This is a genomic window from Halegenticoccus tardaugens, from assembly GCF_004116405.1.
Taxonomy (GTDB): Archaea; Halobacteriota; Halobacteria; order Halobacteriales; family Haloferacaceae; genus Halegenticoccus; species Halegenticoccus tardaugens.
Genome location: NZ_SDIC01000003.1, coordinates 314,599 through 335,961, shown reverse-complemented (window position 1 = coordinate 335,961; position 21,363 = coordinate 314,599). Strand labels below are relative to the sequence as shown.

At 69.4% G+C, this 21,363-nt stretch carries 24 protein-coding genes; 11 read left to right on the top strand and 13 right to left on the bottom strand.

The genetic code is table 11. The features are described 5' to 3' along the window. The first annotated feature begins 53 nt into the window (after positions 1-53). Entirely contained in the window at positions 54-437 is a 384-nt protein-coding gene (locus C3L37_RS09330; protein WP_129114340.1) for a DCC1-like thiol-disulfide oxidoreductase family protein, read from the top strand. A 48-nt stretch (positions 438-485) separates the two neighbouring features. Here C3L37_RS09330 and C3L37_RS09325 read toward each other — a convergent pair whose 3' ends face one another. The 3 genes from C3L37_RS09325 to C3L37_RS09315 all read right to left on the bottom strand — a co-directional run bounded on the left by C3L37_RS09325 (position 486) and on the right by C3L37_RS09315 (position 2,862). After that, positions 486-770, bottom strand: coding sequence for a DUF7853 family protein (locus C3L37_RS09325; protein WP_129114339.1), 285 nt, complete (start codon positions 768-770; stop codon positions 486-488). A 110-nt stretch (positions 771-880) separates the two neighbouring features. Further along, a complete protein-coding gene (locus C3L37_RS09320; protein WP_129114338.1) occupies positions 881-2,044 on the bottom strand; it encodes an acyl-CoA dehydrogenase family protein in 1,164 nt (387 codons plus the stop codon). A gap of 125 nt (positions 2,045-2,169) precedes the next feature. Then, positions 2,170-2,862, bottom strand: a complete 693-nt coding sequence (locus C3L37_RS09315; protein ID WP_129114337.1) for a type 1 glutamine amidotransferase — start codon at positions 2,860-2,862, stop codon at positions 2,170-2,172. A gap of 128 nt (positions 2,863-2,990) precedes the next feature. Here C3L37_RS09315 and C3L37_RS09310 point away from each other — a divergent pair, with 128 nt between their 5' ends. Further along, the gene (locus C3L37_RS09310; RefSeq protein ID WP_129114336.1) at positions 2,991-4,124 is read left to right on the top strand and encodes a serine hydrolase domain-containing protein; all 1,134 of its coding nucleotides are present in this window, start codon (positions 2,991-2,993) and stop codon (positions 4,122-4,124) included. A 55-nt stretch (positions 4,125-4,179) separates the two neighbouring features. Here the strand turns inward: C3L37_RS09310 and C3L37_RS09305 are convergent, their stop codons facing one another. From C3L37_RS09305 to alaS, 4 genes are all read right to left on the bottom strand, one after another. Continuing rightward, a complete protein-coding gene (locus C3L37_RS09305) occupies positions 4,180-4,959 on the bottom strand; it encodes an alpha/beta fold hydrolase (protein WP_129114335.1) in 780 nt (259 codons plus the stop codon). Between the two features lie 52 nt (positions 4,960-5,011). Next, entirely contained in the window at positions 5,012-5,137 is a 126-nt protein-coding gene (locus C3L37_RS25285) for a hypothetical protein (protein ID WP_267195309.1), read from the bottom strand. 59 nt (positions 5,138-5,196) lie between these two features. Then, positions 5,197-5,736: a DoxX family protein gene (locus C3L37_RS09300; RefSeq protein ID WP_129114334.1), complete on the bottom strand. Its 540-nt coding sequence runs from the start codon at positions 5,734-5,736 to the stop codon at positions 5,197-5,199. Positions 5,737-5,904: 168 nt separating this feature from the next. Then, on the bottom strand, positions 5,905-8,673 hold the full coding sequence (gene alaS / locus C3L37_RS09295) for an alanine--tRNA ligase (RefSeq protein WP_129114333.1): 2,769 nt from the start codon (positions 8,671-8,673) through the stop codon (positions 5,905-5,907). 176 nt (positions 8,674-8,849) lie between these two features. Here alaS and C3L37_RS09290 point away from each other — a divergent pair, with 176 nt between their 5' ends. Next, a complete protein-coding gene (locus C3L37_RS09290; RefSeq protein WP_129114332.1) occupies positions 8,850-9,353 on the top strand; it encodes a TspO/MBR family protein in 504 nt (167 codons plus the stop codon). A 21-nt stretch (positions 9,354-9,374) separates the two neighbouring features. On the opposite strand, the gene C3L37_RS09285 is transcribed toward C3L37_RS09290, so the two are convergent. Continuing rightward, entirely contained in the window at positions 9,375-10,400 is a 1,026-nt protein-coding gene (locus C3L37_RS09285) for a threonine aldolase family protein (protein WP_129114331.1), read from the bottom strand. Between the two features lie 136 nt (positions 10,401-10,536). Between C3L37_RS09285 and C3L37_RS09280 the strand changes: the two genes are divergently transcribed. Then, entirely contained in the window at positions 10,537-11,619 is a 1,083-nt protein-coding gene (locus C3L37_RS09280) for an aminopeptidase (protein WP_129114330.1), read from the top strand. Between the two features lie 206 nt (positions 11,620-11,825). Continuing rightward, positions 11,826-12,119 carry a GYD domain-containing protein gene (locus C3L37_RS09275; protein WP_129114329.1) on the top strand — a complete coding sequence of 98 codons (294 nt, stop codon included), beginning with the start codon at positions 11,826-11,828 and terminating at the stop codon, positions 12,117-12,119. An 86-nt stretch (positions 12,120-12,205) separates the two neighbouring features. Here C3L37_RS09275 and lrp read toward each other — a convergent pair whose 3' ends face one another. Beyond that, a complete protein-coding gene (lrp, locus tag C3L37_RS09270; protein WP_129114328.1) occupies positions 12,206-12,664 on the bottom strand; it encodes an HTH-type transcriptional regulator Lrp in 459 nt (152 codons plus the stop codon). Positions 12,665-12,789: 125 nt separating this feature from the next. Here lrp and glnA point away from each other — a divergent pair, with 125 nt between their 5' ends. Then, positions 12,790-14,163: a type I glutamate--ammonia ligase gene (gene glnA / locus C3L37_RS09265; protein WP_129114327.1), complete on the top strand. Its 1,374-nt coding sequence runs from the start codon at positions 12,790-12,792 to the stop codon at positions 14,161-14,163. Between the two features lie 36 nt (positions 14,164-14,199). On the opposite strand, the gene C3L37_RS09260 is transcribed toward glnA, so the two are convergent. From C3L37_RS09260 to C3L37_RS09250, 3 genes are all read right to left on the bottom strand, one after another. After that, on the bottom strand, positions 14,200-15,093 hold the full coding sequence (locus tag C3L37_RS09260) for a phosphatase PAP2 family protein (protein WP_129114326.1): 894 nt from the start codon (positions 15,091-15,093) through the stop codon (positions 14,200-14,202). Between the two features lie 33 nt (positions 15,094-15,126). Continuing rightward, on the bottom strand, positions 15,127-16,389 hold the full coding sequence (locus tag C3L37_RS09255; RefSeq protein ID WP_129114325.1) for a YihY/virulence factor BrkB family protein: 1,263 nt from the start codon (positions 16,387-16,389) through the stop codon (positions 15,127-15,129). Between the two features lie 138 nt (positions 16,390-16,527). Next, the gene (locus C3L37_RS09250) at positions 16,528-17,640 is read right to left on the bottom strand and encodes a tRNA (guanine(26)-N(2))-dimethyltransferase (protein WP_129114324.1); all 1,113 of its coding nucleotides are present in this window, start codon (positions 17,638-17,640) and stop codon (positions 16,528-16,530) included. 101 nt (positions 17,641-17,741) lie between these two features. On the opposite strand from C3L37_RS09250, the gene C3L37_RS09245 reads away from it, so the two are divergent. From C3L37_RS09245 to prs, 3 genes are all read left to right on the top strand, one after another. Continuing rightward, positions 17,742-18,089, top strand: coding sequence for a metal-binding protein (locus C3L37_RS09245; RefSeq protein ID WP_129114323.1), 348 nt, complete (start codon positions 17,742-17,744; stop codon positions 18,087-18,089). Positions 18,090-18,171: 82 nt separating this feature from the next. Continuing rightward, positions 18,172-19,047: an HVO_0234 family beta-propeller protein gene (locus C3L37_RS09240; RefSeq protein WP_129114322.1), complete on the top strand. Its 876-nt coding sequence runs from the start codon at positions 18,172-18,174 to the stop codon at positions 19,045-19,047. A 108-nt stretch (positions 19,048-19,155) separates the two neighbouring features. Further along, positions 19,156-20,079, top strand: a complete 924-nt coding sequence (gene prs, locus C3L37_RS09235) for a ribose-phosphate diphosphokinase (RefSeq protein ID WP_129114321.1) — start codon at positions 19,156-19,158, stop codon at positions 20,077-20,079. 22 nt (positions 20,080-20,101) lie between these two features. Here prs and C3L37_RS09230 read toward each other — a convergent pair whose 3' ends face one another. Beyond that, complete coding sequence (locus C3L37_RS09230) at positions 20,102-20,356, bottom strand: hypothetical protein (RefSeq protein ID WP_129114320.1); 255 nt, start codon at positions 20,354-20,356, stop codon at positions 20,102-20,104. A gap of 112 nt (positions 20,357-20,468) precedes the next feature. Here C3L37_RS09230 and C3L37_RS09225 point away from each other — a divergent pair, with 112 nt between their 5' ends. Together C3L37_RS09225 and C3L37_RS09220 are read left to right on the top strand one after the other, a co-directional pair. Further along, positions 20,469-20,699 (top strand): DUF7860 family protein, encoded by a 231-nt coding sequence (locus tag C3L37_RS09225; protein WP_129114319.1) that lies wholly within the window; start codon positions 20,469-20,471, stop codon positions 20,697-20,699. 1 nt (position 20,700) lies between these two features. Then, positions 20,701-21,321 (top strand): uracil-DNA glycosylase, encoded by a 621-nt coding sequence (locus tag C3L37_RS09220; protein WP_129114318.1) that lies wholly within the window; start codon positions 20,701-20,703, stop codon positions 21,319-21,321. Positions 21,322-21,363: the final 42 nt, after the last annotated feature.

Below are 21,363 nucleotides of genomic sequence, written 5' to 3'. Positions count from 1 at the left end.
GACGGCCGTCGCCACGGCGGGGGATTGATTGCGCCCCGTCGCCATTCCCCGCCATGCCTCGCGCCGACGAGCGACGGTCCGCGGCCCCGCCGCGGCTCGTCTACGACGACGACTGCGGGTTCTGCGCGTGGAGCGCGGCGCTGGCCGACCGGTACGGGACGTTCGAACTCGTCGGCTTCGGCGAACTCACGCCGGACCAGCGCGCGCGGCTCCCCGACGGCTACGAGTCCTGCGTCCACCTGCTCACCGACGACGCGGTGTACTCGTGCGGGGAGGCGACGGAGCAGACGCTCGTCCGGATGGGCGTCGCGGTCCGGCTCCTCGTTTCGGCGCTGCGGCGCGTCCCGGGCTACCCGAAGGCCCGCGAGGCGGCGTACCGGTGGCTGGCGGACCGACGGGCGATCTGGGGGCGGTTCCTCGGTCGGAAATCCGCGTGAGTCGCCCGCGGAGTGAGGGTCGAACGCGAAGGAGAGGGGTCCGGTTCGCTACGCGAGCGCGAGTTCGATGTCGCGCAGGGCGGCCCGTCCGGGTCGACCGTCGCGGCTGGGCGCGTCGTCGAGATAGGTCGAGACGATCCGGCGGAGCAGCCGGAGCTGTTCGTGGTCGAAGTCGTCGCCGGTTTCGAGCGCCCGAAGGAGGGTGCGCTCTTCCGACGCGTCGTCGTCGTCCGACTCCCGCTCGATGGCGTCGAGGACTGCGGCGTGCACAACCCACGCCTCTTCGCGGGAAAGATCCAGCGCGGTGGATCGATCGTGGGCCGAAGCGGTCATGTGTGGTTCACTTCGGGCTACGGTAGGGGAGCGGGCGTATATAGGCGTGTTCATTGTTGGCACACGTCTCGCACGACCGGAACGGCGGCGGAAATTCCCGGTTCTCCCTCTCACTCGAATGCGGCTATCCCGGTGAGATCCTGCCCCAACACGAGCGAGTGGATGTCGTGGGTCCCCTCGTAGGTGTACACCGTCTCCATGTTCGCCAGGTGGCGCATCGGCGAGTAGTCGACCGTGATCCCGTTGCCGCCGAGCATCTCCCTCGCCACCCTGGCCTGATCGCGCGCCATCCGCACGTTGTTTCGCTTCGCCATCGACACCTGCTGGGGGCGGAGGTCGCCCCGCTGTTTGAGGGCGGCGAGACGGTGGGCGAGCAACTGCGCGGTCGTGATTTGCGTCGCCATCTCCGCGAGCTTCTCCTGCTGGAGCTGAAAGCGCGCGATCGGTCCGCCGAACTGCTCGCGCTCCGTCGCGTACTCCCGGGCGGTCTCGAAGCAGTCGCGGGCCGCGCCGACGGCACCCCACGCGATGCCGTAGCGTGCCTGCGTGAGACACGACAGCGGTCCCTTCATCCCCTCGACGCCCGGCAGGACGTTCTCCTCGGGGACGCGGACGTTGCTCAGGCCGATCTCGCCCGTGATCGACGCCCGGAGCGACAGCTTCTCGTGGATCTCGTTCGTCGTCACGCCGTCGCGGTCGGTCTCGACGAGGAACCCGCGAACCGGCCGGTCGTCGGTGGACGTGTCCCGCGCCCAGACCACCGCAACGTCCGCGATCGGCGAGTTCGTGATCCACGTCTTCGATCCCTGGAGGACGTACTCGTCTCCGTCCTTCTCGGCGCGCGTCTCCATCCCCGCCGGATCGGAGCCGTGCTCCGGTTCCGTCAGCCCGAAACAGCCCACGGCCTCGCCTTCGCCGAGCTTCGGCAGCCACCGCTCCTTCTGTTCGTCGGAGCCGAAGGCGTGAATGGGGTACATGACGAGCGCGCCCTGCACGCTGGCCATCGACCGCAGGCCGCTGTCGCAGGCTTCGAGTTCCTGCATGAGCAACCCGTAAGCCGTCTCGCTCACGCCCGGCAGGCCGTAGCCGTCGAGGTTCGGCGCGTAGAAGCCGAGTTCGCCCATCTCGGGGACGAGATCGGTCGGAAACGTCCCCTCGATGTAGTGGTCGCCGACGTCGGGTCGCACCCGCTCGTCGACGAACCGGCGGGCTGTGTCGCGGATCAGCCGCTCCTCCTGGCTCAGATCCGCCTCCAATTCCACGTAATCGAGCATGTAGAACCGTGCGGAGCGCCGACGCAAAAGCGATTCGTTCGGACGCCCCGTTCGCCGGAACTTTCGACCGCGTGACGACGTCGGACGACCGCGGAATCGACCTCGAAATCGAGCTTCCGAGCCGATCAGGCGGTCGCCTCGGCCCGAACGCGCTCCGCGTAGGCGACGAAGTTGTCGAACAGCGCCTTCGCCTCGCAGGCGGCGGCGTAGTTCTCCTCGTCGATGCCGTCGAGCACCCGGCGGATCCGTTCCTCGCCGAGGAACTCCTTGCTCCGGGTGACGCGCTCCGCCGTCTCCGCGTCGTACTCCGGGTGGAACTGGACGCCGAAGGCGTGCCCCTTCCGGAAGGCGTGGACGCCGTGTTCGTTGTCGGCGAGCAGCTCCGCGCCCGGCGGAAGCTGGGCGACCGTGTCGCCGTGGGTCGTGAAGACGGTGAACGTCTCGTCGATTCCCTCGAACAGCTCGCCGCCGCGGTGGCGCACCTCCCGGTACCCGATCTCGAAGTCGTCCATGCCCGCGACGCGGCCGCCGAGCGCCTCGGCGACCACCTGGTGACCGTAGCAGACGCCGAGGATCGGCAGCCCGCGCGCCGCCGCCTCGGCGATCCAGTCGACGAGCGGCGGGATCCACGCCTCGTCCCAGTAGACCGAAGCACGGGAGCCGGTGACGACCACGCCGTCGAAATCGAACGACGACGGGAGGTCGCCGCCGCTCGCGTCGAACTCCGCGAGGTCGGCGTCGAGTTCCCGCCGGAAGTTCCGCCTGGTGCTTTCGTCGTTGTGCGATGCGTCGAGGAGGGCGAACCGAAGTCGACTCACTGTGCGTCCGTAGACGGTCCGAGGGCAAGTTCGTTACGCTGTCGACGCGGATTGCCGGCGACTTCGGCGGGGTTCGATGCCCACGACCAGGCCGTAGGTATAACTCGCCCGCCACGATACCGTGATTCATGTCCGGAGTTTTCTCGACCGACGGTCCCGGCAAGATCGAACAACTGTTCGACCTCCACCTCGACGCCGGGCTCCACCACGGCGCGCAACTCGCCGTGTACCGCGCGGACGACCCCGTCGTCGACCTGGCCGGCGGCGTGACCGGCCCGGACGGCGAGGAAACGACACCCGACTGGAAGCACGTCCTCTTTTCGTGCTCGAAGCCGTACGCGGGCGTCTGCCTGCACGCGCTGGTCGAGGAGGGCGCGCTCGACTACGACGACCCCGTCCGCGACCACTGGCCGGAGTTCGCCGAGCCGGGGACGGCGAAGGCGGAGGCGACCGTCCGACACGTGCTCAGCCACCAGAGCGGGATTCCGCACGGTCCCTTCGACGAAGAGCCGACGGAGTGGATCGACTGGGACGCCGCCGTCGCGGCGATGGAGGAGATAGAACCGACGTTCGAGCCGGGCGAAACGGCGGCGTACCACGCCCTGAACTACGGCTTCGTCGTCGGCGAACTCGTCCGCCGCGCGAGCGGGACGCCGATCGACGAGTTCGCCCGCGAGCGAATCTTCGAGCCGCTGGGGATGGACGACACCCACCTCGGCCTCCCGGACGACGAGCCCGACGCGGTCGCGACGCTCGTCGGCTTCGAGCCGTTCGACCGCTGCCGCGAGCCGGACGTCGGGCTCGGAACCGTCGACAACCACGGCGCGGCGGCGCTTTTCAACCGGGAGGCGTTCCACCGGGCGGTGATCCCCGCGGCGAGCGCGACCGGCACCGCGCGCGACATGGCCCGATTTTACGCCTGTCTGGCGAACGGCGGCGAACTCGACGGGGCGCGGATTCTCTCCGCCGAGACGGTCGAGGCCGCGACCGACCTCCAGGTCGAGGTCGAACGCGACGGCACGCTCGGCGTCCCCCGCCGGTACGCGATGGGCTTCGAGCGCGGCGGGACGCCGTGGGACAAGTACGGCACCCTGCCGCCGGAGCGCGTCTTCGGCCACGGCGGCCTCGGGAGCATCGTCGGCTGGGCCGACCCCGAGGCCGACCTCTCGATGGCCTACGTCACGAACGGCATCCGGGACGAGTTCGAACACGCCTCGCGGGTGAACGCGATGGCCGACGCGGTGCGGACGGTGTTCGGCTGAGCCGTCGGACCCGACGGCGTTCGGCTGTGCCGTCGGTGCCGACGGTCCGTTCGACTCAGTCGAGCGCGGGTTCGCCCAGAAAGTCCAGGAGGAGGTCGTTGACGGTCCGCGAGTGTTCGACGTGCGCGAGGTGCCCCGCGCCCTCGATCGGGACGAACTCGCCCCGCGGCAGCCCGTCGGCGAGGGCTCGACCGCGCTCGACCGGCCACGCCGCGTCCGCCGCCCCGTGAGCGACGAGCGCGGGGATCGTCACCTCGTGGAGGCGGTCGCGCGCGTCGAACCGCTCGATCGCCGCGGCCTGCGACTCCCACGCCTCGCGGGACGCGTCCTCGTCGGCGCGCCACTCCACGATCTGCGCGACGACGTCCGGCTGTTCGTCGAAGAACGCGTCCGAGAACGCGGCGGCGAGCGATCGCCGGAGGGCGTCGCTGTCGGACGGCGGGGCGAACAGTGGATCGAGGTCGAGGTCGGCCCCGCGCGCGGCCGTGCCGAGGAGCGTGAGACTCGCCGGTCGCGACGACGACAGCGCCGCCTGCAGCGCGACCGCGCCGCCGAGCCCCGCACCGACGAGGTGCGCGCTCCGAACGCCCGCGTCGGCGAGCACGACGTCGAGATCCTGCGCCAGTTCGCCGATCGTGTACGGACCCGGCGGCGCGTCCGACCGGCCGACGCCGCGGAGGTCCATCACGAGGCTTTCGTAGGGACCGGCCACGGCCGCGTGCTGCCAGCCCCACTGCCACGCGCCGTACCCGAGGTCGCCGACGAACGCGACCGTCTCGCCCGATCCGTCCGCGTCGTAGTACAGCGAGACGTCGCCGTTTCGCGCGGTTGGCATGGCCGACGCTACGTCCCCGATCCCGATAGAGAGTTGCGGTCCCGCCCGCGGCTCAACGTTCGCAGGGCGTTTCCCTGAACTGCGAGAGGCAGTCGAAGTCCGCGCCGCAGACCTCACAGACCCACCGGTCGGTCACGCGGTGGTCGCCGACGGTCCGCGGCCAGTCGTTCGGGCTCATGGACGACCCGTCGTCGTCGGAAGGTGTTGAATCCGTCGCCGGGGAGTTCGAACGCGGCGCTACCCGAGGAGGTAGCGCAGCCACGGGCGGTTCCGGACGAACTCCGTCCGTTCGAGGTAGGCGTCCACGCCGAGGAACCGGCCCGCGGCGAACACGCCGACGAACGCGAACATCAGGAGCCCGAACAGGTCCCCGTTGACGAGGCCGTTCTCCCAGTCGGCGTTCCCCAGGTAGAAGAACACCATCAGGAGCCCGCCGAACAGGGCCGCGAGGCGGACCAGCGCCCCGACGATCAGCCCGAGTCCGATGAGGAACTCGCCCGCCGGGATCATGAAGTTCGTAACCTCCAGCAGCCAGGGAGTTCCGCCCGCCCAGGCGAAAAAGCCCTGCAGTGGCGACGCTCCCGGCGCGTTGAGCAGGTAGCCCGACGCGTCGAACGGCTCCCCCGCGACGAAGGCGAACTTCGTGTAGCCGGCGTGGAGGAACCAGTAGCCGGTGATGAGTCTGAGCAGCACCGTCAGGTACCCCGCCGCCGACTCGGAGTACTCGAACGGCTTCTCCGCGCCGAGCCAGTTGATCGAAGCGTTGTTGGTAGTCATTGTGCTCACCTTACGGTTGAACGTACGACGGGCCGTCTCTTCAAGCGTCGATACAATTCCCAATCGACGGGAATCGGTGATGTGTGCGGTTATCCGGCGGATCCGGTCGGTCGGTGTGGGAAACGTTTCATTTTTCGAGACGTCGGGACGAGGAAACGTCGGCCGGAGTTACGCGTTCAGAACCGTCCGAAGCACGTCGTCGGCGTCTCCCAACGCCTCGTCCAGCGCTTCGACGTCCGGGCCGCCACCCTGCGCGAAGTCGGCCGGGCCGCCGCCGCCGCCGCCGACCTTGGCCGCGAGCTGGCCGACCACCTCGCCGGCGTTGACGCCGACGCCGTCGGGGACGCCGACGACGAACTGGGCGCTGTCGCCGCTGCCGCTGCCGAGCACCGCGACCTTTCCCTCGCCGACGAGCGCGTTGGCCGTCGCGCGGAGTTCGTCCGAGTCGGCGTCGAGCCGCTGGATGACGACCGGCGTCCCGTCGATGTCGATCTCGTCCGCGCCCGCGGCCGCGCGGGCCTCGGCGAGTTCGCGCTTGAGGCGGTCGATCTGCTTGCCGCGCTCTTTCCACTCGCTGAAAAAGCGCGCCGCGGTGTCGGGGACCTCCTGCGGGTTCACGTCGAGCACCCCCGCCGCCTCGTACAGCGCGTCCTCCGTGCGCTGGGTCGCCTCGATCGCGGCCTCGCCCGCGGCGAAGACGATCCGCTCGACGCCGTCCTGCACCGGCTCCGTGTTCAGTACCTTGATCGCGCCGATGTCGCCCGTCCGCCGGACGTGCGTCCCGCCGCACGCCTGCACGTCCCGCGCGACCTTGATGAGGCGGATCTTCTCGCCCGGCGGGATGCCGCCCTGGTAGAGGTCGAAGCCGTGGCGCTCCTCCGCCTCGTGGCGGTCCGGCCACTCCTGTTTGACGGGCACGTTGTCCATCACCAGTTCGTTGGCGACGCGCTCGATCTCCCTTACTTCCTCGCGGGTGATGCGCTCGTAGTGGGTGACGTCGAAGCGGGAGCTTTCGAGGCCCTTCTGCGCGCCCGCCTGGCGAACGTGATCGCCGAGCACCTGCCGGGCGGCGTGTCCCACGATGTGGGTCGCCGTGTGGTGGCGCATCAGCCGGCGCCGACGGGTCGCGTCGACCTGCCCGCGGACGAACTCGCCCTTGCCGGGGTCGCGGTCCGTCCGGTGGAGGATGACGCCGTCGGCGCTCTGGACGTCCTCGACCTGCGCGGTGACGTCGCCGGTCGAGATCGTCCCCCGGTCGGCCGGCTGCCCGCCGCCCTCGGGGTAGAACATCGTCTGATCGAGCACCACGTCGTACCCCTCCTCGCGCTCGAACACGTCGAGGACGACCGCTTCGAACTCGAACCGGTTCTGGTCCTCGTAGTAGAGCTTCTCCGTCCCCGGCAGGTCGGAGAGCCGATCGTCGCCCGCGTCGGTCTCGCTGAACGCCGCCTCCGAGTCGTGACGGGCGGCGACGAGCGAGTAGAAGTCGTCCGGCACCCGAACCGTCGCGCCGCGGTCCTCGGCGATCTCGCCCACCATGTCGGGCTGGATGCCGTGGCTGTCGTACAGCTCGATCAGCGTCTCCGTCGGGATCGGTTCGTCCGTGCCGGCGTACTCGTCTGCGATCTGTCTGACCCGCCGGCCGCCGCGTTCGAGCGTCTTTCGGTACTTGCGCTCCTCGGTGCGGACGATGTCGCGGATCGTGTCGCGGTTCTCGTAGCCGAGCCGGCGCGCCTGCATGTCCACGAGCTCGTCGAGCGGGGCGTCGACGCCGACGTTGTCGACGAGGCGCTTCGTCCGCCGGAGCACCATCCGAGCGAGGTAGCCGGTGCCGACGTTGCTCGGGACGATGCCGTCACCGAACATGTACGCCAGCGCGCGGCAGTGGTCGGCGATCGCGTAGATGTCCTCCAGCGGCCGCGTCAGCGTCTCCAGCTCGCGCTTGTTCACGTCGAGCTTCCGGGCGATGTTGTCGCGGGCGGCGTCCATGTCGTCGGCCTCGTCGATGTCCATGTGGCCCGCGAGCTTCGCCGCGCGGTGGATGAGCCGCTCCTCCTCGTCCGTGTGCTCGATCCCCGCGTTCTCCTTCAGGAAGTCGATCATCTCGGGGTAGACCGCCTCGTACACTGTTGGCGTCCCCTGGCTCATCCAGGTCCACCGTTCGAGGCCGTAACCCGTGTCGACGATGTACGTGTCCATCGGCGAGTAGCGGTTGCCGTCCTTCAGTTCGTACTCGCCCTCCGGGTCCTGTTCCATCGACATGAAGACCAGCGTCGCGAGCTCCGCGCCCCGGTAAATCACCTCGATGGCGGGGCCGGCGTTGCCGCCGCCGACCCACGGGTCCTCGATGTACGTGATCTCCTCGACGTCCGCGCCGAGCGACTCGAACAGCTCGTCGCAGAGTTCGACCGTGCGGTCCTTCCAGTACACCTCGCCCGAGTAGGCGTACTCGTCGCCGACCTCCTCGCGGGCGTTGAAGGCGTGGTGGGCCATCATCTCGAACGCCATCGTGTGTCGCCCCGTCTTGCCGACGTTGTCGATGTCCTGCATCCGGATGCAGGGCTGGGAGATGCAGAGGGGGTTCGCCGGCGGCGGCGTCTGGCCGCTGGTCACGAGCGGCTGAAAGTCGTAGATAGACGCCTGCGTCAGGAGCACGTCGTCGCGCCAGCGGTTCGCCGCGACCGGGTAGGGGTCGATGCGGGTGTGGCCGTGCGCTTCGAAGAAAGAGAGGAACGCCTCCCGCATCTCCTCCATCGTGTACGCCTCGTCGAACCCGGGGTTGTCGATGAAGCTGTACTCCTCGCACGGGGGCTCGCCGCACGTCGTGCGGTCGTGGTCCCGCGTCCAGAAGTGCGCCCCGCACTCGGAGCACTCCTTTCGAACGAAGTCGTTCTCCTCGAAGTACTCGAGGCGGTATTCGGACTCGAGTTCGCTCATTGTCTTTCATGTGGCCGACGACGGGGTAAAACAGTTCCGCAAGGACCCGTTCCGGCCCTTCTCTACGGCTTCGACGGACGCACAGTCGGCCGATTCGAGCGCGGCGGAGCGCGGCGAAGCGACCCGCGCCGGCCCGCGCCGAAACCCTCACGGCGATTCCACCCGTCAGAGAGCGCATGGAAACGACTCGCCGCGTCCCCGCCGTAGGGGGGCGCGAACTGCTCGCCGCCCTCGCGTTCGTCGCGATCGTCAACGCCGTCGGCGCGAGCCCGGCGCTCCTCGGCGGTCCGAACAGCGCCTGGTTCGCGGCGCTGGAGAAACCGTGGTTTTACCCGCCGGCGGCGACGTTCGGAATCGTCTGGACGCTCCTTTTCACGCTGCAGGGGATCGCGCTGTGGCTCGTCTGGCGACGCGGAACGTCGCGCCCGGACGTCCGAGCGGCGCTCGCCGCGTTCGTCGTCCAGTTCCTGGTCAACCTCGCGTGGACGCCGGCGTTCTTCACCCTGCAGAACCCGCCGCTCGGCCTCGCGATCATCGCCGCCCTCTTCGTCGCCGTCATCGCGACGCTCGCCGCCTTCGCCCGCGTCGACCGCCGGGCGGCGGCGCTCCTCGTCCCGTACCTGCTCTGGGTCGGCTTCGCCGCGGTGCTGAACTACGAGCTCTGGCGGCTGAACGGCTGATTCGGTGACGGCCGATCCTCGTCAGACCACGCCGACCGCCGCCTCGATCCGATCGAGGGCCTCGTCCACGTCCTCGCGGGTCACGTCCCAGTTGGTACAAAAGCGCGTGACGTACTCGCCGAACGCGCCGCAGCCCACCCGTCGCTCCTCGCAGGCGGCGACCAACTCCGCCGCGGTCATTCCCGCGGCCGAGGAGTCGACGACGACGATGTTCGTGTCCGGCTCGGGGGCGGAGAGGCCCGGAATCTCGTTCAGCCCGGCGGCGAGCGCGCGGGCGTTCTCGTGATCCTCCGCGAGGCGGTCGACGTTCGAGAGCGCGAGGAGGCCGGGGGCGGCGACGATCCCCGCCTGTCGCATCCCGCCGCCGAACAGCTTGCGGACCCGCCGCGCGCGCGAGACGAACTCCTCCGACCCGGCGAGCACGGAGCCGACTGGCGCGCCGAGCCCCTTCGAGAGGCAGAACATGACCGAGTCGACGTTCTCGACCGCCCGCGTCGGATCCTCGCCGAGGGCGACGCAGGCGTTGAACAGTCGCGCGCCGTCGAGGTGGACCGGGACGCCGAGCGCGTGCGCCGCGTCGGCCGCGGCGTCGATCCGCTCGGTCGGAATCGCCACGCCGCCGCGGCTGTTGTGCGTGTTTTCGAGTTCGAGGAGGCCCGTGCCGGGGCGGTGGAGGTCCTCCGCGACGACGCCGGCGCGGACCTGCTCGGGCGTCGGGACCGCGCGCGCGCCGCAGTCGACGGTGCGGACCTGTAACCCCGAGAGCTGCGCGAGGCCGCCCAGTTCCCACTTCACGACGTGCGCCTCCTCGTCGACGAGGATCTCCTGACCGCAGTCGGTGTGAACCCGCGCGGCGATCTGGTTGCCCATCGTTCCCGAGGGGACGTAGAGCGCGGCTTCCTTGCCCACCTTCTCCGCCGCGCGCGCTTCGAGTTCGTTGACGGTCGGATCCTCGCCGTACACGTCGTCGCCGACGTCGGCGTCGCGCGCGGCCTCGCGCATCGCGTCGCTCGGCCGCGTGACGGTGTCGCTACGGAGGTCGATCATAGGAAACCGATGCCCGTGGACGCCCATATAGTCGGTGGTCGGTCGTGCGGCGCGCGAAATAGCCGACGGTCTGCGAGTACGGGCGTGCGGAAACCGACTCCGAAAGCGGTATTCTCCCCCCGTCGAAAGGCCGGGTATGGACCCGCGCATCCGGGAACACGCACAGGTCATCGCCGACCACTCGACCGACGTCCAGCCGGGCGACAACGTCGTTATCAGCATGCCCAGCGAGGCCGAGGATCTGGCCGTCGCGCTCCACGAGCTCGCGGGCGACCGCGGCGCGAATCCGGTCTACCTCTGCAACTCCGAGCGCGCCGACCGGGCGTACTACCTCGCCGCCGACGGGTTCGAGACGCCGAGCCACAAGCTCGCGCTCTACGAGGAGATGGACGTGTACATCGTCGCGCGCGGCGGGGCGAACGTCACCGAAAAGAGCGACGTGCCGCCGGAGACGACCGCCGCGTTCCGGCGGGCGGACAAGCCCCTCCTGCACGAGCGGCTCTCGAAGCGCTGGTGTCTCACGCAGTTTCCGACCAGCGGCCACGCCCAGCTCGCGGGGATGAGCACCGAGGCGTACGAGAACTTCGTCTGGGACGCCGTCAACAAGGACTGGGACGAACAGCGGGACTTCCAGGCGCAGATGGTCGACGTGATGGACGGCGCGGACGAGGTCCACATCACGAGCGGCGGGGGGACCGACCTGACGCTCTCGGTCGCGGGCAACGAGACGATCAACGACTACGGGGAGAACAACCTCCCGGGCGGCGAGGTGTTCACCGCGCCCGTAAAGGAGAGCGTCGAGGGCGAGGTCCACTTCGACCTGCCGCTGTACCGCTACGGCCGCGAGATCGAGGGCGTGCGCCTCCGCTTCGAGGAGGGAAAGGTCGTCTCCCACAGCGCCGAACGAAACGAGGACCTGCTCGCGAGCATCCTCGACACCGACGAGGGCTCGCGATACCTCGGCGAACTCGGCATCGGGATGAACCGCGACATCGACCGGTTCACGTACAACATGCTGTTCGACGAGAAGATGGGCGACACGGTCCACATGGCCGTCGGCAGCGCCTACGCCGACACCGTCGGCGAGGAAAACGAGGTGAACGAGAGCGCAGAGCACGTCGACATGATCGTCGACATGAGCGAGGAGTCGACGATCGAAGTCGACGGCGAGGTGGTCCAGCGCAACGGGACGTTCGTCTTCGAAGACGGCTTCGAGTAGGGCTTCGGGCAGAAATGTCCGGCGGTGCGGCCGGCAGGCGGCGTTTTTCGGCGCGGATTCGCCGCGATTCCGCGGGTCGGTTCCGACCCGAGTCCCCCCGACGAGCCGACAGGAACTTATTCGATCGTGCCAATTAGTAACGTGCCTCGATGGCGTCCGTGGAGCGGAGAGTTCTGGCCGGGGCACTCGGGGCGAAGGGGGAACCAATGTCAAAGTACATCACGCTGTTCGAATACACGCAACGGGGCATCGAGAACGTCGAGGAAAGCCCGAACCGCCTCGACAGCTTCAGGGAAGTCGTCGAGGAGCGGGGCGGCGAGATCGCGGACTTTTATCTCACCATGGGCGCGTACGATCTCGTGGCGGTCCTGGAGTTTCCGGACGACGAGACGGCCGCGAAGGTGCTACTCGGGCTCGGACGTCTGGGGAACGTGACGACGGAGACGCTGAAGGCGTTCACCGAAGACGAGTTCGAATCGATCGTCGCCGACCTGCCCTGACCGCGCGTCGTCGGGGACGCGTTTCGGCGACGGACCGGTGATCGGGTCGCCGTTTCGAACCCGGTCGCGACGGATTCGCCCGCGCGTCACTCGTCGACGTCGAGTTCGAACTGCTCGTTCTCGACGACGGCGTTGAGCACGACGCTGGTGTTGGACTCGCGGATGTCCGCGTCCGTGAGCAGCGCCTTGATCTGGCGATTCATGCCGTCGGTGTCCTGGAACTTCCCGATGGCGATCACGTCGTAGTCGCCGGTCACCTCGTAGACGCTGATCATCTGCTTTTCGTCCTGCAGGCGCTCCGTGATGTCGGGGAGCTTGCTCCCTTCGACCTTGAGCTGGATGACCGCCGTCACGTCGTAGCCGAGCGCGTCGTAGTTCACGCGCGGGGTGTACCCCTCGATGACGCCCTCGTCTTCGAGGTCGCGGAGGTGGTTCGAGACGGTCGTCACCGACACGTCGAGCTTCTCGCCGAGGCTCCGCAGGCTCGCGCGTCCGTCGCCCAACAGCGCATTGATCAGCTTTGCGTCGAGGTTTTCGTACGTCATTACACTCGACCACTCACTGGGGGGATTAGAATTTTACGAATATCCAATTCTCGGGAGGGGCGGACGAGTTTGCACCAGTCGATAAAATCTTTATACTGGCTGTATTTGCATAGTCTGTTCAGAAGATGACGGACGAAAACATAGCAACTGACGGCGGGTTGAGCAGCGAGGCGCAGGCGGTCATCGACGAGATCGAACGCGAGGACGTCGACTTCCTCCGCCTCCAGTTCACCGACATTCTCGGAACGGTGAAGAACGTTGCCGTCCCGGCCAGTCAGGCAAAGAAAGCGTTCACCGAGGGGATCTACTTCGACGGCTCCAGCATCGAGGGCTTCGTCCGGATCCAGGAGTCCGACATGCGGCTCAAGCCCGACCCCGAGACGTTCGCGGTTCTCCCGTGGCGAAAGCGCGAGGGCGGCGCGTCGGCCCGCCTCATCTGCGACGTCATCGACACCTCGACCGGCGAACCGTTCGAGGGCGATCCGCGCTACGCCCTCAAGCAGGCGCTCGCCCGCGCCGAGGAGATGGGGTACAGGGTCAACGCCGCGCCGGAGCCGGAGTTCTTCCTGTTCGAGGAGGACGAGGAGGGGCGCGCGACGACGAAGACGAACGACGCCGGCGGCTACTTCGACCTCGCGCCGAAGGACCTCGCGTCGGACGTCCGCCGCGACATCATCTACGGCCTCGAGAGCATGGGCTTCGAGATCGAGGCCAGCCACCACGAGGTCGCCGAAGGTCAACACGAGATCAACTTCGAGTACGACGACGCGCTCTCGACGGCCGACAACGTCGCGACCTTCCGGACGGTCGTTCGCGCCATCGCCGCGGAGCACGGCCTCCACGCGACCTTCATGCCCAAACCCATCGCGCGCATCAACGGGTCCGGCATGCACACCCACCTGTCGCTCTTCACCGAGAGCGGCGAGAACGCCTTCCACGACGAGGGCGACGAGTTCAACCTCTCGGAGACGGCGAAACAGTTCCTCGCCGGCATCCTCGAACACGCGCCGGCCATCACGGCCGTCTGCAACCCGACCGTGAACAGCTACAAGCGCCTGGTGCCGGGCTACGAAGCGCCCGTCTACGTCGCCTGGTCCGACCGCAACCGCTCGGCGCTCATCCGCAAGCCGGCCGCCCGCGTCCCGGCCGCCTCGCGCGTCGAACTCCGCTCGCCGGATCCGTCCTGTAACCCCTACCTGGCGCTCGCGTCGATGATCCACGCGGGTCTCGATGGCATCGAGCAGGGGCTCGAAGCGCCCGAACCGGTCCGCGAGAACATCTACGAGTTCGACGAGTCGAAGCGCGAGGAGTACGGCATCGACACGCTGCCGGCCAACCTCGGCGAGGCGCTCGCCGCCCTGCAGTCGGACGAGACCGTCCAGAGCGCGCTCGGCGGGCACATCTACGAGAAGTTCGTCGAGGCGAAGACGCAGGAGTTCGACGACTACCGCGTCTCGGTCTCCGAGTGGGAACTCGACCGCTACCTCGAAACGTTCTGAGCCGGTCGGGCCGCCGAATGCGTTTTCCGTTTTTTTTTACGCGGTGAGCGTCGGCAGCGCGAGGACGCCGGCGACGACGAGCGCGTTCGCGCCGACCGTCACCGGCAGCGGCGGGGAGAGAGCGTAGGCAGCGAACGCGAGGCCGCCGACGGCGGCGAGACCGACGATCGCGACCGGTCCGCCGAGCGAACCGGTCCGAGCGCGGTGAGATCGGGAGCGCCACAGCGCCAGTCCGCCGAGGGCGCCGCCGAGCGCCGCCGCCACCTCCCGCATCTCGCCCGCGTGGCCGCCGAACGCCGCGGCCGCAAGCGCGAGGAGGCTCACGGCCGCCGCGACGGCGAACGCCCGGTCGGGGCGGCGACCGGCGACGGAAACGACGAGCGCGAGGAACGCGCCGCCGACGAGGACGCCGACGACGACGTCGAGCGCGTAGTGGACGCCGAGCACGAGTCGGGAGAGCCCGACGAGCGCGACGATCGCACCGGCGGCGAGCCAGCGGCCGACCCGCGTCCCCCGGCGCAGGAGGACCGCACAGCCGCCGTAGACGACGGTCGTGCCGACCGCGTGGCCGCTCGGGAAGCCGAAACCGTCGCCCGTCGCGATCTCCGCGTAGAGGGGGCCGACCGACATCGGGAGCCACGGCGGGAGGATCGCCTCGCCCGCGCCGGGGGGGCGGGGGGCGGCGAAGAGGCTCTTGAGTCCGACGGTCAGCGCGAGCGCGCCGAGTCCGAGCGCGATGAGGGTCGCGCCCGTCCGTCGGGGGACGCCGAGTCGGTCCGGGCCGAACCAGTACAGAACCGCGAGCGCGAGGAACAGAAACCACGGGTCGCCGAGCTGGGTGACGACGGCGAATAGGAACACGACGGGATCGGAGAGGGTCGCGAGGTGTTCGAGCTCGCCGACCGTCCGAATCGTCAGTATCGGAAGCATCGTTCTCCGGTGTCGATCACGGCCGCGACGGTGTTAGCTTCGGCGATCCCTGACCGCGTCGACGGCCCGGCCGGGGACGTCGAGCAGGTTCAGGCCGAGCCCGACCAGGACGAAGAGCACGTACAGCCCGAGCGTCGAAAGGAAGAGGACGATCATGGCGGCGATGGCGTAGACGCCGTCGAGGTAGAAGAACGCGCCGAGCGTCATGACCGTCCCGTAGAGGAGGACCAGGTAGGGTCCCCAGCCGCGGGCTTTGCCCCGTCGCATTCGCGAGCGGACGTACCGCTTCAGTTCCGATTCGAGCTCCGGTTTCTTCACCGTCCGCGCGTCCACGTCGGTCTCGAAGGCGGCGAAGTCGGCGCGCAGTTCCTCGACTCGACGTTCGAGTTCGTTGATGTCCGGCGCTCCGGTCGGTTCGACGTCCCGGTCCCGTTCCGTCGCGCCCTCGCTTTCCTCGCTCATCTCCGTCAGACTGTCACGTCGGCCCGGACCTTGTTGTAGCTGCCGGTCCGCCAGCCGGTCGCCGGACACCGCGTTGATGACGGCGCCGACGAGGAGCAGCGTCCCGCCGAAGTAAAACCACGTCAGAAGGAGCAACACCGCGCCGAGCGCGCCGGCGACGCTGCCGCCGGCGAGGTCCGCGTAGACGCCGAACAGCCCCGCGAGCACGGCCCACCCGACCGCCGTGAAGACGGTCCCCGGAAGGACCTCGCGCGGCGTGACGTCGACGTCGGGGAAGACGTAGTAGAGCGGAAAGAACGCGGCGATCAGCGTCGCGAGGAGGAGCAGGGAGCTCACGACCCCGATGAACGGAACCTCGACGAGGGAGATCGCCGCGCTGACGACGAACACGCCCAGGACACCGACGGCGATGGAGGTGATGACGAGGAGGCCGTCTTTCACCTGATCGGCGATTCCGCCCGTGTCGGAGCCGTACACCCGCGAGAACGCGGTGTCGACCCCGCGGAAGAGCTTCAGCGCGCCCCACGTGGTCAGGAGGAAGCTGACGAGTCCCACGCTCCCCTGGCCGGTCTGGTTGTCCACCGCCGATCGGACCAGTTGCTCGCCCTCCGGGAGCAGGTACCGACCGGCGAGGGTCGCGATCTCGCGCTGGAGGGATTCGCCGCCGACGAACAGGGCGACGACGAACGCCAGCACCAGGAGGGGGATGAGGGAGATGAAGGCGTAATAGGAGATGCTCGCCGCCAGAAACGTCACTTCGCGCTCTTGCACCTCGCGGACGACGGCCTTCGCCGTGTCCACGACGGCCGACCGGTTGGCAACTGTGGCAGACACGCGTTTCCGTTCGGCGAACAGCTACAAGTAACCGTTGGCGGGCTGAACTCTCGGATACGACGGTACGTGGCCGTGTCACCCGCCGAGAACGCCGGAGGATCTCGTCCCAGAGCACCCGCGACGACGTTTCAAGGGGAGCTACCGCGTCGCGTCCCTGATCTCGCTTACGGTCGCGTCCGTCTTGAACGCGGTCCCGTGGTAGTGCGCGCGCGTCGCCTCGTAGCCCGCCTCGCGGAGCTTCCCGAGGAACTCGTCCATCGCCGATGCCGACCGCCCCCACTCCTTGCAGAGGCGGTGCTGGTCGTAGTGCGTCGGCGCGTCGAATTCGGTCGCCACCGTATCGAGGAGCCGTCGGGCGCGCTTCGCCTCGCCCATGTCGTCCGTGACGCGCTCGCGAACCGCCCTCGCGAAGTCGCGATCGGCCGTCGGGCCGAGCCACACCGGGCCGGCGGTCAGGACCCGGTCGCCGTCGCACTCGGGGCACGACTCGGGCGGGTGGGCGACGAGTCCGAACTCGTGTTCGCGCGCGAGGCAGTCGTCGCAGTGGTGGAGGTGACCGAGTCGCTCGATGGCGGCGTCCGCGGCGGTCGCCCGGCGGTCGAGTTCGAGGTACGTCCGGACGTAGTGCCGCGACACGTGCGAGAGCACGGGGACGGCGGCGACGTCGCGGCGGGCGGCGGTCCTGACGAGCGCGGAGATGAGGATCCGCAGGCCCATCTCGGGGTGGTAGTCGGTGTTCCGCGGGACGGCGCTGTACTTTCGGACGCCGCTCGCGAGGTGCGCGCCGCAGAGCGGCGCGGTGTCGGTCGCGGTGACGCAGACGAGGTCGCGGGCGCGGGCGAACGCGGCGTCGGCGAACGGCATCGGCGTGCCGAACGGGTCCACGTCGACCACGTCGAACGCCTCCTCGTGCATGAGGACGTTCGCGTCGCGCAGGAGGGCTCGCCCGTCGAACCCGTTTCGCGCGAGGTTCGCCTCGGCCAGTTCGACCGCGTCGGGATCGACGTCGGCGCAGGTCGCGTCGAACCCCTCGGCGGCGGCGCGGACGCCCCGGATCCCGCTCGCGGCGGTCGCGTCGAGGTACGACTCGGCGCGCGGTTCGCGCTCGCGGTAGGCGCGCAGCGTCGCGACGGTCACGTCGCGGTTCAGCTCCTGCGTCGGGTTGAAGAACACGCCGTCTCCGGCCCCCTCGTTCATGCCGTCGCGCGCCGACGGGACCTCGACCTCGACGCCTCCCTCGCGGATCTCCATGCGAATCGCTCGGTCGTGGAAGCCGAAAAATCGCCCGGTACGGCGGCGTCGCGCTCCGATCGAACCTGTTTTGGTGCCGACGGTGCTAGGGAGAACCGACTGTGAGCGAGGTGGCAAACTGGCGCGCGGCGCTCGCGGAGACCGGGGAGCTCACGCCCCCCGTCGTGGACGCCATCGTCTCGGCCCACGGCTCCAGAGGCGTCCGAGCCATCGAGGCCGTCTCGGAAGGGCGGGTGAAGCAGTACCGCGACTTCACCGTCGTCGTCGGGTACGACGACGAGTACGTCGTCGAGGCGGGGCGGTGCACCTGCAAGGACAGCGAGTACAACCTCGACCAGACGGATCCCGAGCAGGCGTGCTGGCACGCCCTCGCGGTGGCGATCGCGGAGCGGGTCGGCGAGGTCGACCACCACGACATGTGGTACTCGGACGTTCGCGAGTTCCTGTAGGAGGACGCCCCGGATTCGCGCGATTCCGCTGAGCGCGCGCGGGACGGAAGATTTTCGCCGGCTCGGGGAGATCGATCACGCGATGAGTACGATCGACGAGAAGCGGGTCTACGGCGACAAAGCCGGAAAGGTGGAGGCGTTCGTCGCGACGGCCATCGGCGTCGTCGTCGTGGAGGTGTCCGGCGATCAGATCGGAGGCTTCGGCGTCGAGCGCCGCTGTGACGCCCGCGACGTCGCGGCCGCCGGGGGCGAGGTCGCCGTCGCGACCGACGAGGACGTGTTCGTCGACGGGAGGGGGGACGAGAACGACGGCGACGGCGCTGACCGCGATGACGACCCCGAGGACGCCGACGCCTTCGAGGAGACCGGGTTCGGCCCGGCGGTCGCCGTCGGGTACGACGGGCGGTCGCTCCTCGCGGCGGGCGAGGACGGTCGGGTCTCGCGGCGCGCGAGGGCGACCGGGACCGCCGGAGACGGCGAATCCGGCGGCGGCGACTGGATCGACCTCGGCGTCGTCGAGGACGTCCGCGCGATCGACGGTCCGCTCGTCGCGGCGGCAGAGGGCGTCCACCGGATCGGCGGCGACGGACTCGAACGCGCCGGCCTGCGCGACGTCCGCGACGTGGCCGGCCGGGGCGTCCCCCTCGCGGCGACCGCCGAGGGGCTGTACGCGCTCGGCAACGGGTGGATGAAGGAGCTGGACGGCGACGTTCGCGTCGTGAGCTCCGACGGCCGGGCGCGCGCTCACGCCGTCGCCGACGGGTCCGTCCACGCCCGCGCGGACGGCGGGTGGGAGGCGATCGACCCGCCGATCGACGAGCCGGTGGCGGCCATCGACTACGCGGCTGACGCGACGATCGCCGTCACGGCGACCGGGACGTTCCTGGTCGACGCCGGCGACGGGTGGCGATCGCAGGCGCTCGGATTGGGCGAAATCGCGGGACTGGCAGTCCGGTGAGGCGGTGGGACGCTGCGCCCTCTCCCGCGACCGCCGTCGACGCCGACGCGGCGAGCGACGTCGGTGCCAACGAAAACGGGTTTAACGCGCGGCGCGGTTCCCCCACGTATGATACTGCCCGGCTCCTCCTCGCAGGCACTGGCCGCGGCGCTCGCCGACGCGCTCGACGAACCGCTGGCCGTCCCCGAGTTCCGACGGTTTCCCGACGGGGAACTCCTCGTCTCCGCGCCCGCGCTGGTCGGCGAGGGCGACGCGGCGGGGAGGGCCGGGTCGACGGGAACCGACGCCGACGCCGCCGGCGTCGACGTCGACGGCGGCCGAGCGGTCGTCGTGGCGTCGACGCTCACGAGCGACGCGCACGTCGAACTCCTGCAGCTGCAGGACGCCGCGCGGGAGGCCGGCGCGGACGAGGTCGTGGCCGTCGTTCCCTACATGGGGTACGCGCGACAGGACAAGGCGTTCAAACCCGGGCAACCGATCTCCGCGCGCGCCGTCGCCCGCGCGATCGGCGCCGAGGCCGACCGCGCCGTGCTCGTGAACCCCCACGAGCCGTCGATCGCGGACTTCTTCGACGTCCCGTGCGAGGCGGTCGACGCCGGCGGGACGCTCGCCGAACCGCTCCCCGGGGACCTCTCCGAGCCGCTCTTCCTGTCGCCGGACGCGGGGGCGATCGACCTCGCAGAAACCGTCCGCGGGGCGTACGGTCGCGGCGACGCCGACTACTTCGAAAAGAGCCGCGACTACGACACCGGCGAGGTCGAGATCAGCCCGAGCGGCGCGCCGGTGGAGGGACGGGACGTGGTGCTCGTCGACGACATCGTCGCGACCGGGTCGACGATGAGCGAGGCCGTCGCCGTGCTCGGCGAGCGCGACGCTGCGCGCGTCTTCGTCGCGTGCGTCCACCCGCTCCTCGCGAGCAACGCCAGAACGAAGCTCGAAGCGGCCGGCGTCGAGGCCATCTACGGCACGGACACGATCGAGCGGGACGTGAGCGCCGTGAGCGTCGCCGACGACGTGGCGGCCGCGTTGTGAATCCGAGCTGAGATCGAACGCGCTACGCCGTGCGCGTTTCGAGAAGCGAGCGCAGGCGCGGGAGGAGTTCGGTGTAGCCCATCAGGTACGGGCCGAAGTAGAGCGCGAGCGCGCCCATCCCGCCGATCCAGAGCGCGAAGGAGAACCGGCCGGCGGCGAGCGCTTCGAGGCTGAGCCGTTCGAAGTACAGCCCGACGGTCGTCAGGGCCCCCGCCCCGACGGCGAAAAATCCCACCGCGAGGAGTTCTGCGAACAGTTCGGCGACGAGTTCGTACATGGGGACGGGAAAACGGCGGGCGACCGTGAGCCTTTCGGATCGCGGGGCGTCGCGCCGGACGGCCGAAGTCGCTCGCGCAACGATTTTATCCGTGAGCGAACTACGACGGCTCATGACCAGCCGTTACGGTACCCTCGACTACCCGTTCTTGACCAAAGCAGGATTCGGGCTCGGCGTCGCGCTCTTCGTCGTCGGCGCGCTCGGACAGCTCGTCGGGCACGCGGTGCTCCACCCTATGCCCGGCTGGGAGGAGGCGCTGTTCTTCGACCTCGAACTCCTCGGCATCGTCCTCGGACTCCTGTCGCCGTTCGTCTTCGGGATCTTCCTCCCGCTCACCGAGTGACGTGACGCCGACGCACCCGGACGCAGACGACCGTCGCGTCCTCGAACCCGGCTGCGCGCGCTGCCCCGCGCTGGTCGAGTCGCGCACCCGCATCTCGTGGGGGAACGGGCCGACGGACGCCGACGTGATGGTCGTCGGCGAAGCGCCCGGCTCGGGGAACCCGGACGCGGAGACGTGGAAAGGGGGTAACCACACCGGCTTCGCGTACACCTCCCGACACTCCGGCCGACGGATCCGCGCGCTGTTCGACGAACTCGGGTACGGCGAGCGGACGTACTACACGAACGCGGTGAAGTGCTTCCCGCGGGGCGATGACGGGTCGAACCGCGAACCGGCGGGCGAGGAACTCGCGAACTGCCGGACGCACCTCGAAACCGAACTCGAACTGATCGACCCGACGATCGTCGTCGCGACGGGCAAGCACGCGACGCGAACGGTGCTCGCCTTCGAGGGGCGAACGCTCGGCGGCTTTCTCGACGCGGTCCTCGAACCCGTCGACTGTGCCGCCCTCGGGGTGCGCCTGCTGCCGATCCTGCACCCGTCGTACCAGGAGGTGTGGCTGTCGCGGCTCGGCTACACGGGCGAGGAGTACCGCGAGGAGATCGCCGCGAAGCTCCCGTAACCCAGCGGTCGACGAACCCGCCCCGCGCCGGGAAATCTTCTT

Excerpts from the sequence above, each read along its gene's own strand:
- C3L37_RS09260 (WP_129114326.1), bottom strand. The coding sequence starts at position 15,093 with ATGCTTCCGATACTGACGATTCGGACGGTCGGCGAGCTCGAACACCTC.
- C3L37_RS09300 (WP_129114334.1), bottom strand. The coding sequence starts at position 5,736 with ATGACTACCAACAACGCTTCGATCAACTGGCTCGGCGCGGAGAAGCCG.
- C3L37_RS09290 (WP_129114332.1), top strand. The coding sequence starts at position 8,850 with ATGGAAACGACTCGCCGCGTCCCCGCCGTAGGGGGGCGCGAACTGCTC.
- C3L37_RS09225 (WP_129114319.1), top strand. The coding sequence starts at position 20,469 with ATGACCAGCCGTTACGGTACCCTCGACTACCCGTTCTTGACCAAAGCA.
- C3L37_RS09275 (WP_129114329.1), top strand. The coding sequence starts at position 11,826 with ATGTCAAAGTACATCACGCTGTTCGAATACACGCAACGGGGCATCGAG.
- C3L37_RS09320 (WP_129114338.1), bottom strand. The coding sequence starts at position 2,044 with ATGCTCGATTACGTGGAATTGGAGGCGGATCTGAGCCAGGAGGAGCGG.
- C3L37_RS09330 (WP_129114340.1), top strand. The coding sequence starts at position 54 with ATGCCTCGCGCCGACGAGCGACGGTCCGCGGCCCCGCCGCGGCTCGTC.
- C3L37_RS09305 (WP_129114335.1), bottom strand. The coding sequence starts at position 4,959 with ATGCCAACCGCGCGAAACGGCGACGTCTCGCTGTACTACGACGCGGAC.
- lrp (WP_129114328.1), bottom strand. The coding sequence starts at position 12,664 with ATGACGTACGAAAACCTCGACGCAAAGCTGATCAATGCGCTGTTGGGC.
- glnA (WP_129114327.1), top strand. The coding sequence starts at position 12,790 with ATGACGGACGAAAACATAGCAACTGACGGCGGGTTGAGCAGCGAGGCG.
- C3L37_RS09310 (WP_129114336.1), top strand. The coding sequence starts at position 2,991 with ATGTCCGGAGTTTTCTCGACCGACGGTCCCGGCAAGATCGAACAACTG.
- C3L37_RS09240 (WP_129114322.1), top strand. The coding sequence starts at position 18,172 with ATGAGTACGATCGACGAGAAGCGGGTCTACGGCGACAAAGCCGGAAAG.
- C3L37_RS25285 (WP_267195309.1), bottom strand. The coding sequence starts at position 5,137 with ATGAGCCCGAACGACTGGCCGCGGACCGTCGGCGACCACCGCGTGACC.
- C3L37_RS09280 (WP_129114330.1), top strand. The coding sequence starts at position 10,537 with ATGGACCCGCGCATCCGGGAACACGCACAGGTCATCGCCGACCACTCG.
- C3L37_RS09230 (WP_129114320.1), bottom strand. The coding sequence starts at position 20,356 with ATGTACGAACTCGTCGCCGAACTGTTCGCAGAACTCCTCGCGGTGGGA.
- alaS (WP_129114333.1), bottom strand. The coding sequence starts at position 8,673 with ATGAGCGAACTCGAGTCCGAATACCGCCTCGAGTACTTCGAGGAGAAC.
- C3L37_RS09325 (WP_129114339.1), bottom strand. The coding sequence starts at position 770 with ATGACCGCTTCGGCCCACGATCGATCCACCGCGCTGGATCTTTCCCGC.
- C3L37_RS09285 (WP_129114331.1), bottom strand. The coding sequence starts at position 10,400 with ATGATCGACCTCCGTAGCGACACCGTCACGCGGCCGAGCGACGCGATG.
- C3L37_RS09250 (WP_129114324.1), bottom strand. The coding sequence starts at position 17,640 with ATGGAGATCCGCGAGGGAGGCGTCGAGGTCGAGGTCCCGTCGGCGCGC.
- prs (WP_129114321.1), top strand. The coding sequence starts at position 19,156 with ATGATACTGCCCGGCTCCTCCTCGCAGGCACTGGCCGCGGCGCTCGCC.